Origin of the sequence: Sciscionella marina DSM 45152 (assembly GCF_000379465.1) — a bacterium.
GTDB classification, from domain to species: Bacteria; Actinomycetota; Actinomycetes; order Mycobacteriales; family Pseudonocardiaceae; genus Sciscionella; species Sciscionella marina.
In genome coordinates this window covers 282,211-298,461 of sequence record NZ_KB905381.1, presented here as the reverse complement: position 1 = coordinate 298,461, position 16,251 = coordinate 282,211, and the positions used below count along the sequence as shown (strand labels likewise).

At 69.4% G+C, this 16,251-nt stretch carries 13 protein-coding genes; 6 read left to right on the top strand and 7 right to left on the bottom strand.

Annotated elements, in window-relative coordinates:
- Positions 1 to 13: 13 nt before the first annotated feature.
- Positions 14 to 2,356 (bottom strand): sugar porter family MFS transporter, encoded by a 2,343-nt coding sequence (locus A37U_RS53425; protein ID WP_020495975.1) that lies wholly within the window; start codon positions 2,354 to 2,356, stop codon positions 14 to 16.
- A gap of 79 nt (positions 2,357 to 2,435) precedes the next feature.
- Here A37U_RS53425 and A37U_RS0107335 point away from each other — a divergent pair, with 79 nt between their 5' ends.
- Together A37U_RS0107335 and A37U_RS0107320 are read left to right on the top strand one after the other, a co-directional pair.
- Complete coding sequence (locus A37U_RS0107335; protein WP_157182676.1) at positions 2,436 to 3,278, top strand: LysR family transcriptional regulator; 843 nt, start codon at positions 2,436 to 2,438, stop codon at positions 3,276 to 3,278.
- Between the two features lie 804 nt (positions 3,279 to 4,082).
- Positions 4,083 to 5,507 carry a purine-cytosine permease family protein gene (locus A37U_RS0107320; RefSeq protein WP_020495971.1) on the top strand — a complete coding sequence of 475 codons (1,425 nt, stop codon included), beginning with the start codon at positions 4,083 to 4,085 and terminating at the stop codon, positions 5,505 to 5,507.
- Between the two features lie 5 nt (positions 5,508 to 5,512).
- Here the strand turns inward: A37U_RS0107320 and A37U_RS0107315 are convergent, their stop codons facing one another.
- From A37U_RS0107315 to A37U_RS0107295, 5 genes are read right to left on the bottom strand one after another with little or no spacing between them, the layout of a single operon-like run.
- Positions 5,513 to 6,853, bottom strand: a complete 1,341-nt coding sequence (locus A37U_RS0107315; RefSeq protein WP_020495970.1) for an MFS transporter — start codon at positions 6,851 to 6,853, stop codon at positions 5,513 to 5,515.
- A complete protein-coding gene (locus A37U_RS0107310) occupies positions 6,850 to 7,506 on the bottom strand; it encodes a hypothetical protein (protein ID WP_020495969.1) in 657 nt (218 codons plus the stop codon). The genes A37U_RS0107315 and A37U_RS0107310 overlap by 4 nt, the downstream gene beginning before the upstream one ends.
- Positions 7,503 to 8,474 (bottom strand): membrane dipeptidase, encoded by a 972-nt coding sequence (locus A37U_RS0107305; RefSeq protein ID WP_020495968.1) that lies wholly within the window; start codon positions 8,472 to 8,474, stop codon positions 7,503 to 7,505. Before A37U_RS0107305 ends, A37U_RS0107310 begins: the two co-directional genes overlap by 4 nt.
- Before the next feature lie 44 nt (positions 8,475 to 8,518).
- A complete protein-coding gene (locus A37U_RS0107300; RefSeq protein ID WP_020495967.1) occupies positions 8,519 to 10,198 on the bottom strand; it encodes a hypothetical protein in 1,680 nt (559 codons plus the stop codon).
- Positions 10,195 to 11,676: an aldehyde dehydrogenase family protein gene (locus tag A37U_RS0107295; protein WP_020495966.1), complete on the bottom strand. Its 1,482-nt coding sequence runs from the start codon at positions 11,674 to 11,676 to the stop codon at positions 10,195 to 10,197. The genes A37U_RS0107300 and A37U_RS0107295 overlap by 4 nt, the downstream gene beginning before the upstream one ends.
- Positions 11,677 to 11,782: 106 nt before the next feature.
- Between A37U_RS0107295 and A37U_RS0107290 the strand changes: the two genes are divergently transcribed.
- Positions 11,783 to 12,679: a LysR family transcriptional regulator gene (locus A37U_RS0107290; RefSeq protein WP_020495965.1), complete on the top strand. Its 897-nt coding sequence runs from the start codon at positions 11,783 to 11,785 to the stop codon at positions 12,677 to 12,679.
- A gap of 36 nt (positions 12,680 to 12,715) precedes the next feature.
- On the opposite strand, the gene A37U_RS0107285 is transcribed toward A37U_RS0107290, so the two are convergent.
- Positions 12,716 to 13,141 (bottom strand): DUF1707 SHOCT-like domain-containing protein, encoded by a 426-nt coding sequence (locus A37U_RS0107285; protein WP_020495964.1) that lies wholly within the window; start codon positions 13,139 to 13,141, stop codon positions 12,716 to 12,718.
- Between the two features lie 229 nt (positions 13,142 to 13,370).
- Here A37U_RS0107285 and A37U_RS0107280 point away from each other — a divergent pair, with 229 nt between their 5' ends.
- The 3 genes from A37U_RS0107280 (at position 13,371) to A37U_RS0107270 (ending at position 16,203) form a co-directional block, all read left to right on the top strand.
- Positions 13,371 to 14,882 carry an alpha/beta hydrolase gene (locus A37U_RS0107280; RefSeq protein WP_020495963.1) on the top strand — a complete coding sequence of 504 codons (1,512 nt, stop codon included), beginning with the start codon at positions 13,371 to 13,373 and terminating at the stop codon, positions 14,880 to 14,882.
- Positions 14,883 to 15,110: 228 nt separating this feature from the next.
- Entirely contained in the window at positions 15,111 to 15,530 is a 420-nt protein-coding gene (locus A37U_RS0107275) for a PPOX class F420-dependent oxidoreductase (RefSeq protein WP_020495962.1), read from the top strand.
- Positions 15,531 to 15,594: 64 nt separating this feature from the next.
- Entirely contained in the window at positions 15,595 to 16,203 is a 609-nt protein-coding gene (locus A37U_RS0107270) for a TetR/AcrR family transcriptional regulator (RefSeq protein WP_020495961.1), read from the top strand.
- The last annotated feature ends 48 nt before the right edge of the window (positions 16,204 to 16,251 follow it).

Genomic DNA, 16,251 nt, shown 5'->3' with positions numbered 1-16,251 from the left:
TGCCCGACGGCCGTCACCCGGTGCGCTGGTATGTCTCGCCGGTCATGGATTCCAGTTCGCGCTGTTTGGTCTCCGGAACCTTGCGCAGCACGAAGAAGAACGAGAGCAGCGCGAAGAAGGCGAACGCGCCGTAAAGCCAGGAAAGGCCGACCTCGCTGGTCATCGGCTCGAAGGCGAAGGTGACGATGAAGTTGAAGATCCAGTTCGCCGCGGTCCCGATCGCCAGGGCCATGGCACGCATCCGGTTCGGGAACATCTCGGCGAGCATGATCCACAGGATCGGGCCCCAGGAGAGCGCGAAGAACACCACGAAGGCGTTGGCCCCGATGAGCGCGAGCGGTCCAGCGACACCCGGAAGCGAGACATCGGAACCGCTGCCCATCTGCTGGGAGAAGGCGATCGCGGTCAGCAGCAGCGAGGCGAACATGCCGAGCGAGCCGATCGTGAGCAGTTTGCGCCGCCCGATCCGGTCCACGAAGAGCATGGAGACCACGGTCATCACCACGTTCACGCCCGCGGTGATCACCGAGGTGGTGAACGAGTCGGATTCGCTGAACCCGACCGATTTCCACAGCGTCGTGGAGTAGTAGAAGATCGCGTTGATGCCGACGAGCTGCTGGAACGCGGCCATGATGATGCCGACCCAGACCAGCGGGTGCAGGCCGAACCGGGCGCCGCGAATGTCGCGGAAGGTACTGCGGTGTTCGTTGCGCAGCGTCTCGGCGATCTCCTTGGCCTTCGCTTCCGGGGCGGCTTCCCCGGTGACCCTGCCGAGCACCGTGGCCGCCTCACCGAGCTTGCCCTTGAGCACGAGGAACCGGGGCGATTCCGGGATCAGGTAGGCGAGCAGCCCGTACACGAGAGCGGGAACCACGCCGACGAGGAACATCCAGCGCCAGGCGGGCATGCCGAGCCACAGTTCCTGGGATGCTCCGCCCGCCGCGCCCGCGAGCCCCTTGTTGGAGCTGAGCACCACGAGCTGGCCGATCGTGATCGCCAGCTGCTGCAGCGAGCCGAGCGCTCCGCGACCGGCCGCGGGTGCCACCTCGGAGATGTAGGCAGGCGCGATCACCGAGGCGATCCCGATCCCGAGTCCGCCGATAACCCGCCACACCAGCAGGTCGGGCACCGAGAACGCGAGCGCCGAGCCGACCGAGCTGATCACGAACATGGCGGCGCCGAGCACCATCACCCGCCGCCTGCCCCAGCTGTCCGCGAGCCGCCCCGCGTACCAGGCGCCGACCGCGCAGCCGAGCAGGGCGATCGAGACCACGAATCCGGAGAGGAACGAACCGAGCTGGAAGTGCGCGCCGAGCGCATCGACAGCCCCGTTGATCACCGAGGAATCGAAACCGAAGAGAAAACCACCGACCGCGGCGGCTATCGAAATACCGATGGCCTTTCCGCGACGTCCGGTTTCTCCTTTTTGGACCGTCTCAACCATCGACGTATCCACCCCTTCGCGTCGTCGTGCCCCCACAGGTCTACACCAAGCTCCGATCCGTCGACGCAGCGCCCCGGCCCGCACCTCACCAGCGACGCAGCCGAGAACCAGCACGGCACCGGCGAGCACCAGGGGATGGAAGGGCTCACCGAGCACCAGTACCCCGGCCGCGTACCCCACCAGCGGAACCACGTAGGCGTAAGTGCTGACCAGCGATACCGGGGCGACTCGCAGCAGCCGGTTGTAGAGCGCGAACCCGGCGAGCGAGTCCACGAGCACCAGATAGAGCGGGGCAAGCAGGTCTTCGGCGCGTACCCAGGGCAGGGCGGCCGGTTCCCCGCAAACACAGCCGAGCACCAGCAGCGCGATCCCGCCGGTAACCAACTGCAGGACCGTGGCCGCGAGCGGACCGGTCGGCGTGCTCGCGGCGAGCACCGTGCCACCCGCCCAGGCCACCGCGGCCGCCACCACGAGGAGGGTCCAGGCGGACACCCCGGAACCGGTGCCCTGGCTCGCGTACAGCACGACACCGACCCCGGCGAAACCGAGCAGCAACCGGACCAGGCCCGCGCACCCCGTCCGGTGCCCGCGGAGCAGGCGCAACACCGTTACCCACAGCGGGACCGCCGCGACGAGCAGGGCCGCGCTGCTGGCCGGGACCTCCCGCTCCGCAACCGCCACCGCGCCCTGCGCACCGAGCAGCAGCAGTCCGGTCACGGCGCACCTGCCGATCGCCCGGGCTCCGATTCCGCGCAGCACTGCCGGCCGCGCAGCGAGCAGCACCAGCGCCGCGGTCAGGAATACCGCGCCCATGCCGAGCAGCACGGGAACCGCACCCGCCAGGATCCGCATTGCCGGAAGCGAGGTGCCCCAGCACAACCACAGTCCGGCGAGACCGGCGAACACACGCACACCGGGCAGCCTCGCCGGGCAGCGCGCCGGTGTCCAAGGAATCCTCGTCATACCCGGTATGCGCTGCGATCATGACCAAGTGGACGTCACCATCGCGCACATCCGGGCACTGCTCACGGTGGCCGAGCACGGCAACTTCACCCGGGCCGCCGAGGCGCTGCACCTGAGCCAGTCCGGGGTGAGCCGGACCATCGCCGCGTTCGAACGCCGACTCGGTGCCCCGCTCCTGCACCGCGGGGCCGAGGGTGCCGAGCTCACCGCGCTTGGGCGCACCGTCGCCGGACACGGCGAAACCGTCCTCCACGGGCTGCGCGCAATCCAGGAACTCCGAGCGGACGCCGACGAACCCCCGCTGCGGGCCGGTGCCGTCGCGAGTGCGCATCCCCGGCTGCTGCCCGCCGCGCTCACCGAACTGCGCAGACGTTCGCCGCGTCGCGAGATCCTCGCCGTGCGCGGAGAGGACGACGAACTGGCCGAATGGCTGGCCGCCGACACCATCGACCTCGCGATCAGCACCGTCCCGATCGGACCGGAGCCCCGGATCATCACCGACCGGTTCCTCGCCGCCGTCCCGGAGAACCATCCGCTGGCCGCATGCTCCGGGATCCCCGCGGTACGCCTCGAGTCCGCGGGAATCGCCGATCCCGGCGGCACCTGTGGTCCGCTGCTCGCCGCCTGGTTCGCCGAGGGTGGCGCGCACTGGCATCCCGAACACACCGTGCGCGACATCCCTACCGTGCTCACCATGGTCGCCGCGGGCATCACCGCCGCGATCGTCCCTGCCCTCGCGGTGCCCGGGCAGCTGCCGGACGGTATCGCGCTGCGCCCGCTTCTCCCACCACTGCACCGCAAGCTCTACATCCAGTGCCGTCCGCGGGCGGCCGAACTCGCCGGACTGCTTGCCGGGGCCGCGGACTCCTGAAACGGCTTTCCGGATCACCGAACGGTGGCGGAGATCCAGGGATACAGGTACTGCGCGGTGCCGTCGAGCACCGCCCGAGCCTGCGGCGGAGCGCGACGAGCCGGGCCGCCTCGAGGTTGCGCACTCACCGGTAGCGCGCGCTCAGCTCGCGCCAGTCCGGGTACGCGCCCGCCAGGTCCTCAATGGCGAGCACGTCCCGCAGCGCCTCTCCCGCCCCGTTCACACCATGCGCTCCCCGTCCCGCTCCATCCCGTACACCGCGCTGTTCCTACAACATTCGTGCTCGGTGAGCCTGCCGCGCAGGGCGTGCCAGAGAAACCACCAGCCGGTCAGGTCGGCCTCGCCCGGATGGCTTCACGCGATCCGCCCGCGCGCGTCACCCTGTCCCGGGACAAGCCAGATTCGCCGGTGTACCAGTCGTTCCGGGGTTTCCGGTCGCAGATAACCGCGCCGTCAGGGATTCCCAGAGCGGGACCGGCAGCGCCACGTCCGTGCCTCGTTCGGTGAGCTCCGCCGCGCTGCGTTCGAACGCCCTCGGCCGGTATTCCGATCCTGACTCATGTCCGTGCGGTATCGCGGTGCATGACCGCTGCACGCGGTGCGCTGTCTGCGGGTCACACGATCATGAGTCGCTCCTCGTCGGGACATCCTGTTCCGCACGCTCGGCGACGACAAGCTCGCGTTCCGTACCACGGAACAGGATCCAGGTCTGGTATCCGAGACTGCTTCGGAATCCGGGCACTGGCAGACCGGTGAGCCGCATCCGATGCTGTGGCGGGGATCGAGCGACCAACGGAGGTGTGGATGACCGAGGCCACGAGTGAACCGAGCACGGTGCGTTCCGGTGGACTGGTCGAACGGCGCTCGATCGGGGTGGTCCCGGACGCCGAACGGCATGGGCGGCCGGTCAACCAGTTCACCCTGTGGTTCGGCACGAATCTGCAGATCACCACGGTGGTCACCGGGGCGCTCGCGGTGGTGTTCGGTTCCGGGGCGTTCTGGGCGGTGCTCGGCCTGCTGATCGGTAACGCGCTCGGCGGTGCGGTGATGGCGCTGCATTCCGCGCAGGGACCGAAACTCGGCCTGCCGCAGATGATCTCCAGCCGCGCGCAGTTCGGTGTGTTCGGCGCGGCGGTCCCACTGGTGCTCGTGGTGCTGATGTACATCGGGTTCTTCGCCAGCGGGGCGGTGCTCGCCGGCCAGGCGCTGGCCAGCCTGCTCGGGGCACCCGATGTGCTCGGCATCGTGCTGTTCGCGGTGATCACCGCCGTCGTGACGGTGATCGGCTACCGGCTGATCCACGCGGTGGGCCGGGTGGCCAGTGTGGTGGGCGCGCTGGCCTTCCTCTATCTGGTGGTGCGGCTGTGCACCAGCGTGGATGTGCCCGCCATCCTGCATCCGGGCGGATTCGACTTCCCGCTGTTCCTGCTCGCCATCTCGCTTGCCGCGTCCTGGCAGCTCGCCTTCGGTCCCTATGTCGCGGACTATTCGCGCTATCTGCCCCGGTCCACCTCTGCGCGGGCGACGTTCTGGTGGACCTTCGGCGGTTCGGTGCTCGGGGCGCAGTGGGCGATGAGCTTCGGCGCGGTGGCCGCGGCGGCCGCGGGTGGCGCGTTCACCGGTCATGAGGTCGGCTACATCGTCGGGCTCGGCGGGGCCGGGGCGATGGCGGGCGTGCTGTACTTCGTGATCGCCTTCGGCAAGCTGACGGTCAGCGTGCTCGACGGGTACGGCGGGTTCATGACGATCACCACGATCATCAGCGGATTCCGCGGCCAGCGCGAGGTTTCGAAGTTCGCGCGGGCCACCTGGATCAGCGCGATCATGGCCGCGGGCACCGTGCTCGCCCTCGCCGGGCGCGGCGATTTCCTGGACTCCTTCTCCACGTTCCTGTTGTTCCTGCTGACCTTCTTCACACCGTGGAGCGCGGTGAACCTGGTCGACTACTACCTGATCGCGAAGGAGCGCTACGACCTGCCCGCGCTCTCCGATCCGGGCGGACGCTACGGACGCTGGCGGATGCCCGCGCTCACCGCCTACATCATCGGCGTGCTCGCCCAGCTTCCGTTCCTGTCCACGGCGTTCTACACCGGTCCGCTCGTGGAACCGCTCGGTGGCGCGGACATCTCCTGGATCATCGGGCTGGTCATTCCCGCGGTGCTGTACTGGGTGCTGACCAAGCGCACCGGTTCGGCGGCTCCCGCGGAGACGATCCTGCCGCCCGGCTGAGCGGTTCAGCCCAGCGATGCGGTCTCGTCCAGGTCCCTTCCCTTGGTCTCCGGAGCCATGAGCAGGCTGGCCAGCGCCCCGGAAAGGGCGATACCCGCCGCGATGTACATCGTGGCCGAGAGCCCGAGATTGGCCAGTGCCCACGGGGTGGCGAAGGTGCCGACCGCTGCTCCGATCCGGCTGATCCCGGTACACAGTCCGACGGCGGTGGCCCGCACCTGGGTGGGGAACAATTCGTTCGGGTAGATCCATTCCAAAATGGACGGTCCGCCGTTGAACACCGCGTACGCGGCGAACGCCACGACCACGAGCAGGGTGCTCGCATCGGGTGCGATCGCGAGATAGAGCAGCCCGGCCCCGGAAACCAGGAATCCGCCGATGAGCACCGGACGCCTGCCGATCCGGTCCACGAGTAGCAGCGCGAGCACATTGCCGACCAGGAAGAATACGTTGATCAGCCCCGATCCGAGGTTGGCCTCGTTGCCGTCCTCGAGCCGGAACAGGGAAAGGATCTGCGGTCCGAAGGCGTAGATCGCGAACAACGGCACCACGGTCGCGGTCCAGAACAGCGAGATGAACACGACCCGGGACAGATAGCCCTTGCTGAGCACGGCGCGCACCGAGCCGCCGCTCGGCTGGTCCTCGGGCAGATCGTCGAGCCGCGCGTCCGGGCCGATGGTCTTGCGCAGCACGGCACGCGCCTCCTCGGTGCGTCCCTTGGCCGCGAGCCAGCGCGGTGATTCGGGGATGCTGGTGCGCGCGATGACGATCAGCACCGCCGGAACCGCGGAGGAGAGCAGCATCCATTTCCAGCCGTCCTCGACGTGCAGCAGCGCGTAGCCGACGAACGCGGCCACCGTGGCCCCGACGAACCACATCGCGTTGAGCCCGCCGACCAGCCGCGCCCGCCAGGCCTTCGGGGCGAACTCCGCGACGAGCGCTGTGGCGATCGGGTAGTCGGCGCCGACCGCGATCCCGATCAGCAGCCGCAGCACGAACAGTTCCACCTCATTGGTCACGAAGAACTGCGCGACCGAGCACAGGATGATCGCGGCGAGGTCTATGGTGTACATCAGCTTGCGGCCGATCCGGTCGGTCACGCTGCCGAAAACGGCGCCACCGAGGAAAAGCCCGATCAGCGCCGAGGCGCCGATGAGCCCGGACCACAGCGCGCTCATCCCGAAGGCGGGCTGGATCTGCACGAGCGCGATCCCGATGATGGACAGGATGTAGCCGTCCAGGAACGGCCCGCCCGAGGAGAACAGGGCCAGCCGTTTGTGGAAGCCGTTGAGTTCCGCATTGTCGAGCGAACCGTGGGTTCCGGTCTTCCGGGTTTCGAGGGTCATGATGGTCGTCCAACCGCGTTGTCGGGTGTGTTCTCCGGGACGAGAAATCGGCTCGCCGCCTCCGTCGCCGCGCGCCAATCCGCGGCGTTCACGTGGATTCCCCCTGCCGTGTCCGGGGATATCCGTGCGCCGTCCGGGATCTCGTCCGGGACCGTGAGCACGAGTCCGGACTCGATTCCTTGCGGTGCGGGCGAATCGTGCACCGGGACGCGCACCAGCGTGCCGTCCGCGCCCGCCGCGAACCGTTCGGTGACCGCCCCGTGCCTGGCAACGGCGACGGCGAACGGTGTCGCATGGGTGTGCGCGGTCCAGTGCGCCAGGGCCGGGCCGATCCCGGTTTCCTGGAGCACCACGGGATTTCCGGTACCCAGTGCGAGTTCCGCGGCGAGCGGACCGAGCAGCAGTGGCCCCCGTCCGGCCTCGTCGGCGAGCACCGCATACTCACCTTCCCGGACAAACCCGACTGATTCCGCACCGGCCGGGAGGCGCCGGATTTCCCGCAGCAGCAGGGAAAGCCCCGCACTCTCGAACAGTTCGGCCGCGAGTACCAGTTCGGCCGCGACCACCGCTTCCCCGTGGGAGACCGCGAGGGCCCGCAGCGCGCGATAGGCAGCCTCGCGCAGTTCACGGTCCGCGATCCTGATGGTGCTCATCCTTGCCGCCCGGCGAACACGGTGTCGAACAGGCGCAACCAGTTCCCGCCGAGCACCCCGGCCACCGTCTTCTCGTCCAGCCCTGCCGCGAGCAATCCTTCGGTGAGGGACGGGAAATCGGCCGGTCCGGCGAACCAGTCCGGCCAGGCGGGCCATTCCGGGCGGGCACCACGCGGCGGCTGCCAACGGCCGTTGCGCAGCCAGCCGACGAAATCCTCCGGCTGGTTGCGAGTGCAGTCGCTGCCGATGCCGACGTGTTCCGGGCCGATCTCGTCCACCAGGCGCGCGACCATCGCGCAGAACCGGTCCCGCGGGGTCCGTTCCCCGCCGAGGACGTTCGGGTACAGGCAGCAGCCGACGACCCCGCCACGCGCCGCGACCGCCTCGATGACCTCGGCCGGCTTGTTCCGCGGATGATCGAGGTACCAGGTCGGATTGGCATGGGTTATCGCCACCGGAAGCGCGGAGGCGTCCACCGCGTCCCGGCTGGTGCGGTTGCCGACATGGGAGAGATCGACGAGCATCCCGACCCGGTTCATCTCCTCGACGATGTAGCCGCCGAACCTGGTCAGCCCGGAGTCCTGCGGGTCATAACAGGCCCCGCCGACCAGGTTCTGGATGTTGTAGGTCAGCTGCGCCACGCGCACCCCGAGCCGGTGGAACACCTCCACCATGCGGTAGTCGTCGCCGAACGGGGAGGTGTTCTGGAAACCGAGCAGCACCGCGACCTTGTCCTGTTCACGGGCACGCTCGATGTCCGGGGTGTGCTCCGCGAGCAGGGCGAGATCCGCGTTCTCGGCCACGAGCTGGTACCAGGCGCCGATCGCGCGCAGCGTTTCCTCGGGGCCCTCCCAGACAGCACAGGTCGCGTTGACCCCGGTCACGCCGCCGGTGCGCAGTTCCAGCAGCACATCACGGTCCCAGTTGTTGATCTGCAACCCGTCCACGACGAGCTGTCGTTCGGCCATTGTCGGCTCCCTTTCAGGGTTTTCGGAGCTAGGGTTTTCGCGGGCTAGGGTTTCCGGGGATAGGGTTTCCGGGGATAGAGCCAGTCGTCCGCCGCCGTGCTGGTCAGCTCGTCCGCACGCGGGGCACCGGAGAAAAGCACCACTCGCAGCCAGTCCGTGGACTGCGGGTCGTAGTGCTCCATCCCGTACCGGGCGAGCTGGAAACGCTGGATGTGCAAGGGAAGGAAGTCCGCAGCGAGGAAATTCGCGCGCACCTCCGCATAGGGCAGCCCGTGCAGCGAACCCACCCGCGCGATGATGCCCCGGTGCCGGGGATGCGCGAGCAGGAATTCGGCGAGCGGCTGCCCGTCCGGTGCGGTGCTCAGATCGGCGCGCAGCGCGGCCACCTGGGCGGCGATATCGAGCGGGTACTCGACGGACTCCCCCGGATCGATCCCGCGCCGCCCTCTGCGCGGTTCCTCGTTGTTCGCCGAGCTGAACCAGAAATACGTCCGGTCGCCGTGCTCGATCCGGTCCACCCAGCGGTAGCCGGAATCGAGCACGGAACGCAGCGCCGCGCAGTCCCATTCGACCGGTACCCGCAGCATTTCCGCGCACCACAGCGATTTCTCGACCTCCGCGTCGAGTTCCGGATACGGCTCCACGAGCACCGCTTCCAGGGCCCCGCAGGCTTCGGGGCCATGGGTGCGCGCGGCGCGATACAACGCGTCCCAGGCGTGTTCGGTGGCGCGTCCGAGCACCGTGCCCGCGCGGATGTACTCGGCGAGCAGCCCGGCGAGCTCGTCCAGCTGCGCGGCGAGTTCCGGGTACGGCAGATACGGGGCGGTGTGCAGGTCCGCGCGTTCGCGGAAATACTCCCGTGCGCGGTCGAGCAGTTCCCGGACCCGTTCGGTGTCCGCCCCGTCCGGCCGGGTTTTCCTGCCGCGCGCAGCGGCGAGCGGACGCTCCCGGGCCGTGCACCACGCATCGAGCACCCGCGGATGGTTCACCACATAGGGCACCATGCCGAGCCCGGTCGCGTTGCCCAGCCCCAGATAACGGCGCCAGCGTTCGTCGAGCCGGGCCGCGCCGGGGCCCCGCGAGACCGCACAGTGCTCGGCGAGTTCGCAGCTGAACTCGCGCAGCAACCAGGCCGCGAGCATCTGCGCCCGGTACGGCGCGCCGAGCGGGTGATCCGCGCCGAGCTCGGCGAACCCGGCCATGCCGAACTTGCCGTTGCTGTAGAAGGCCGTGCTGCGCAGAATATAGGCGGTGTCCCCGAGGACCGAGGTCTCCGGCTGGAGCCCGGACGCGAGCCGATCCACCACATAGTCGAAGAACCGCCTGCTGCGGTTGGCTCGCGTCCACACCAGCGTCCGTGCATCGGCCCGGCCCCGCTCCTGGTGCGGTACCTGCTCGCGCAGCGCCGCGAGCCGGGAGCGGTCCACCTCGCCTTCGACAAGGCAGGCCGTCACGTCCCAGTTCCCGGCGATGACCCGGTCGGTGCGTTCAGACTCGGCGAGCCGGGTGGCGAACACCGCGAAGCCGAACATCCGGCCCGCGGCGCGAACCCGGTACACGGCCGTGCCGCGGCCCGCGTCGTCGAGTTCCCAGTGCGCGGTCTCGACCGTCCAGCCGCCATCGGCCGCGGCGCGCAGGAACGAGCGCGCGAAGCTGTGCCGGGTACCGCGCGCCGCGCCGAGTTCTTCGGGCGCGAGCGCGATATCGGCGGCGCGGGTGTTCACGCCGGTGTCCCGGTGCGCAGATAGGCGGTCTTGCTCCAGGTGAAAAATTCCGCGCTGGTGTCGGCATTCTGCTCACGTGGCGCGGGGAACGAGGATTCCTTCAGCCCGCCGAAGGGTGCGTGCAGTTCCGATCCGGTGTTCGGCGCGTTCACCTTCACCAGTCCGGCGTCGAGTTCGCTGACGCAGCGACGCACGACTCGCTCGTCACAGGTGAACACCGCCGCGGTGAGCCCGAACCGGGTGCCGTTCGCGATCGTGACGGCCTCCTCCAGCGAGTCCGCGCGCAGCAGGGTGACGACCGGGCCGAACACCTCTTCCTGGCAGATGGTGAGCCCGGTGTCCCCTTCGAGCACCGTCGGCTGCACGAAGTGCCCGGTCTCCGGCGGCCGCTGTTCCGGGCGCGCGAGCACCCGGGCCCCTTCACGCTCGGCCTGGGCCACCGCCGCGGTCACCTCCTCCCGCGCTCGCGCCGAGACCAGTGGACCGATCCGGCTCGCTTCCTCGGTCCCCTCGCCGACCACCAGTGCACGCACCCGGGACACCAGTTCCGGCACCAGCGCGTCATAGGCCTCGCCGACCGCGATCACCCGCCGGGTCGCCGTGCATTTCTGCCCGGTGCTGGACATCGCCCCGGCCACGATCGCCTCGGCCGCCTCGCCCTTGTCCACATCCGGGAGCACGATCGCCGCGTTGTGCCCGCCCAGTTCCAGTTGCACCTTCGCGCCGCGCGGCAGCACCGTGGCCTGGATCGAGCGGCCGACCGGCACCGAGCCGGTGAAGGTCACACCGTCGATCTCCGGGCGTGCCACCAGATCCGCGCCGAGTTCGCCCGGACCGAGCAGCAGGTTCAGCACCCCGTCCGGCAGTCCGGCCTCGGCGAGCACCTCCGCGAAGGCCGCGGCGACCGCTACCGTCTCGCTCGCGGGTTTCCACACCGCCGTGTTGCCGCACAGCAGCGCAGGGGCCAGCTTCCACGCCGGGATCTGCAACGGGAAGTTCCACGGGGTGATCGCGGCGACCACCCCGAGCGGGCGGCGGACCGTGCGGATGAGCTCGTCGGGGTGCCCGGACGGATAGCTCACGCCGTCCGCTGACCGGCCCCGTCCCGCGTGGTAGTGCAGCGTCTCCACGCTGAGCTCCACCTCGGCACGGGATTCCGGAAGGGTCTTGCCCTCCTCGCGGGTCATCAGCAGCGCCACCGATTCGGCCCGCTCGGCGAGCAGCCCGGCTGCCTTGCGCAGCACCTTGCCGCGGGCGATCGCACCGGCGGTGGCCCATTCCCGCGCGGCCCCGCGCGCCGCGGCGACCGCCTCGTCGAGCAGCGCGTCCCCCGCGATCCGGTACCGGGCGACGACCTCGTCCGGTCGGGCGGGGTTCGTGCTCTCCCGCTGCGCACCGTCGCCCGCGTGCCAGGCGCCACCGACGAGATGGCGCAGTGCGGCGGGCTCGTTCGCGGTCGTGGTCAGAGATTCCGTCACCGGCTCGCTCCTTCGCGTTCGTTCGATGAGGCTCACGCTAAGCAACGAAGCGCCGATATGGAATTATCTATTGTCAACACACTGATAAGCATGGAGTATCAATCACGTGGAGTTACGACAGCTGCGTTATTTCGTGGCCGTCGCCGAGGAGCACAGCTTCCGGCGCGCCGCCGATCGCCTGCACATCGCCCAGCCCGCGCTGAGCCAGCAGATCGGCAAGTTCGAGAAGGAACTGGGCACCGCGCTGTTCCACCGCACGACCCGGCGCGTGGAGCTCACCGCCTCCGGGCAGGTACTGCTCACCGAGGGGCGTCGGGTGCTCGCCGAAGCCGACCACGCCGCCTCGGCCGTCGCGCAGGCGGTGCACGGCGAGATCGGCCTGCTGCGCATCGGGTTCGTCAGCTCCGCGGCACTGCGCCTCATCCCGGAACTGGTGCTCGCGCTGCGCCGGTCCTGGCCGGGACTGAGCATCGACCTGAGCGAATCCACCACCGACCCGCAGCTGTACGCGCTCGGCGAGGGCCGCCTCGACATCGGGCTCGTCCGCGAGGTCCGCTCCGCGCCCGGGCTGACCGTGCATCCGCTGCTGCGTGAGCGACTGCTCGTGGCCGTGCACGAATCCCACCGGTTCGCCGAGCTCGCCGAGATACGGCTCGCCGAGCTCGCCGAGGAACGGTTCCTCACCTTCCCGCGCGGCCAGGTCTCCCGGCTCTACGACCACATCGCCGCGCTCTGCCACCGTGCCGGATTCCGCCTGCACGCCGCACAGGAGGCCGTTCAGTTCCCCACCCTGCTCGGCCTCGCCGCCGCGGACACCGGGATCACGATCGTGCCCGAGTCACTGCGCGCGCTGCGACTGCCGAGCCTGCGCTACATCCCGCTCACCGATGCGGACGCCTTCTCCACCATCTCGCTCGCCGTGCGTCCCGACCGGGAACGCGCCCCGCTGATCGGCAACGTGATCCGCACTGTCGGCGCGCTCGACCTGAATCCCCGTACCTGAATCCCCGTGCCTGAAACCGTTGCGCTGCAACGGGATTCAGCGGCTGGCCAACCACCATCCGGTGGCCAGCACCGCACCGCTTGGCCCGATCGCCCACAACGGCCACCAGCCGGCGAACTCACCGGCCACCGCACTGAGCGCGCCCCATCCGGCCAGCAGCAACAGGCTGCCCAACAGCCAGCAGGAGGTCAGCACCCGCAAATCCTGGAACCGCGCGGATCGCCGTAGCGCGCGATTGGGCGCCTGGAACCGCTCGGGCATCGGTTCCTCGGGCAGATCGACGGTCAGCGCCTGGAGTTCGCCGCGGGTGCGGGCCACATAGGCCGCGCCGGTCCGCTCGGCGAATTCGCTGAGGGTCAGGCTGCCCCGATCCGCGGCCTGTTCCAGGAACGCGGCTGTCGCGGCGCGATCGGCGTCGGTGGCGCGAACCTGGCCGGGTGGGATCCGTGGGATGGTCGACATCGAATTCACCACCTTCCCTACAGCGGCCCTGCCGCGGATGTACCGCACACTGGCCGATTTGTTCGGGATTCACCGTTATTATCGACCCGCCGTCCGGTGCGCCCCACCGATACGAGGCCCCCGTCACGCGTGACCGGCGACACAGCGTTGCCCGGCGGAGTGAGCGGGTTCCACCGGACATCGGGATGTGGTACTACGGGGACCTCGCCGAAACATGGGGGTGGCCCGAATGACCCGGAACCGGTTGAAACACGGCGCGATCCTGGCCGGGATCCTCGCCGCGGTGAGCATGACACCCGCCTTCGGCGCCGAAGCTCCCGCCACGGACGGGCTGCACTGGGGACCGTGCCCGGCGGACACCGGTCCCGGCGCGGAGCAACTGCGCTGTTCGACCGTGCGGGTACCGCTGGATTACCGCGATCCGGGCGGCAAGACCATCGACATCGCGGTTTCCAAGCTGGCGAGCAGCGCACCGGAAAAACGGCGCGGTGTCCTGCTGATGAATCCGGGTGGCCCCGGTGGATCCGGACTCGGCATGCCGGCCACACTGGCGCAGCTCGGTATGCCGGCGAGCGTGCGGCAGAGCTATGACCTGATCGGGTTCGATCCGCGCGGGATCGGGCATTCCGCCCCGGTGCGCTGCGGGCTGCGTCCCGGACAACCCGCCGTGGTCCCGGAGTATCCACTGAATCCCGCGGAAGTGGCCGCCACGGCGAAGGAATCGAAGGCGGTCGCCCAGCAGTGCGCGGCTTCCACGAGTGGCCCGGAACTGCGGTACACCACGACCGCGAACACGGTGCGGGACATGGACCGGATCCGCGCCGCGCTCGGTGAATCCAAGATCTCCTACTATGGCGTTTCCTACGGTGCCTCGCTCGGTGCGGCCTTCGCCTCGGCGAACCCCGCGCGCACCGACCGGTTCGTGCTGGACAGCAACCCCGGCGACACCACACTGAGCCGGGACGTCCTTCGCCGGTTCGGTCTCGGCATGGAGCAGCGGTTCCCGGACTTCGCGGCATGGGCAGCCGACCGGAACACCACCTACCATCTGGGAGCGACACCCGCGCAGGTACGGGACAGCTACTTCACGCTCGCCGCCCGGCTCGACAAGCAGCCCGTCGATGAGGTGAACGGGAAACTGTTCCGCGCCTTCGTGTTCAGCAAGCTGTACCGGAACGCGACCTTCCCGGAGCTCGCGGCACAGTGGCAGGAGCTGGCGAGCGGGAACGGCACCGCGGTCCGCGCCGCGCAGCAGCAGAACAACCCCCTGGACAACGAGCAGAGCGCCCAACTGGCGATCAGCTGCGGGGATGTCCAGTGGCCGCACCGGGTTTCGCAGTACCAGCACGACGTGGCCGAGGACCGGAACCGGTTCCCGATGTTCGGCGCGGCCGCGGCCAGCATCAACCCGTGCGCCTACTGGCCGAAGCCCGCCGAGCCGCCGATCCGGATGACGAGCACCGGGCCGAACCTGTTGCTGTTGCAGAATCTTCGCGATCCGGCCACGCCGTATGTCGGCGGACGGCTCGCCCGCGCCAAACTCGGCGACCGCGCCCGGCTGGTCAGCGTGGACGAGGGCGGGCACGGCGCCTACCTGTGGCGGCAGAACCCGTGCGCGAACGGGCTCGCCACCGGCTACCTCGTGCACGGCAGCTTCCCGCGCGATGACGTGTCCTGCGCGGCAGCACCGGAGAACACCAAGCACCGCACCGCGAACGTGCAACTGCCCCGCTGGTGGTAGTGCCCTGATCTCCGGCCCTGCGGTCCAGGCATCGCCCGGATCGCGCCGTGGAACGCGATGTCCGCGTCGGTGTACTCGGCCTGCCGCTCGCGAGCGCCGTCCCTCGGCGGACAACGTCCTGTTCAGCGCGCGCAGGTCCGCGGGTGTGCGCCGGGAAGCGGCGAGCAGCGCAGCCTCGCACTCGATGCGCATTGACCTGAACAGCGCTTGAGGTCTTATGCTCCGCGCATGTTCACCGATGCCGAACGCACCTATCTGCGCGAACAGGAACTTGGCAGGCTGGCCACGATCGGCCCGGACGGCAGGCCACAGATCAGCCCGCTGGGATTCCGGCTGAACCCCGACGACACCATCGATATCGGTGGACCGAAACTGACCTCGACCCGGCGCTATCGCAATGTGCTCGCCGATCCGCGGCTGTCCTTCGTCGTGGACGACATGACCCCGGACGAACCGGGAGCGATCAAACCGGGAATGGGCCGTGGCGTGGAGATCCGCGGCACGGCCGAGACGCTGTGGGTCGAGGAACCGCCGGTGAATCCCGAGTGGTTCGAGCACGAGGTGATCCGCATCCATCCGGCCCGGATCATCAGCTGGCACCTCGATCCGCAACAGCCCGGCGGCCACTCCCGCGATATCCCACGGTGACGCCCCGGACGGAATCTACAATGGACCGGTCAGATCGCGGAACACCTCGACCGGGGAGCGGGAGATGGCTGAGCTGGCCGACCGGCGGCCACCGATGGGCCGGCCGCGCACGCCCGGGGTGGACGAGGCGGTCATCAAGGCGACCATCCGGCGGTTCATCGAGGACGGCTACGCGGGAATGTCGCTGGCGAAGGTGGCCGCGGAAGCCGGAACCACCCGCCCGACCGTCTATCTGCGCTGGCCGACCAAACGGGCCCTGGTGGTCGCCGCGGTCCGCTCCACGCTGACCCAGGAAGACGAGCTGGTGCCGGAGAACTGGCTGAAGCTGCATCCCAAGAAGCGGTTGCTGCGCCTGCTCCGGCACCTGCGGCCGAGCGAGGATCACCAGCACCGCAAGCTCTACGCCACCCTGCTCGCGGAGAGCAGGCGGATTCCGGAACTGCTCGAACTGATCAACGAGGAGCTGGTCGAACCCCGCACCCGGGCGATCAGCATGCTGCTGGAGTCGATGCGGGAGCGCGGTGAGATCCGGGCCGGGGTGAACACCGAGCACGCCGCCACGATGCTCTACGGTGTGCGGTTCGTGGACAGCCTGCGCCCGCGGCCCGGCACGGCCGACCCCGATCGGGACAGCGTCGAGCTGCTCTGGCCTGCGATAGCCGCGCAACCCTGAGCGCGAGAGCGCGAATGGTATTCCCGCTCCGCGCCGCAGTCAATGCCC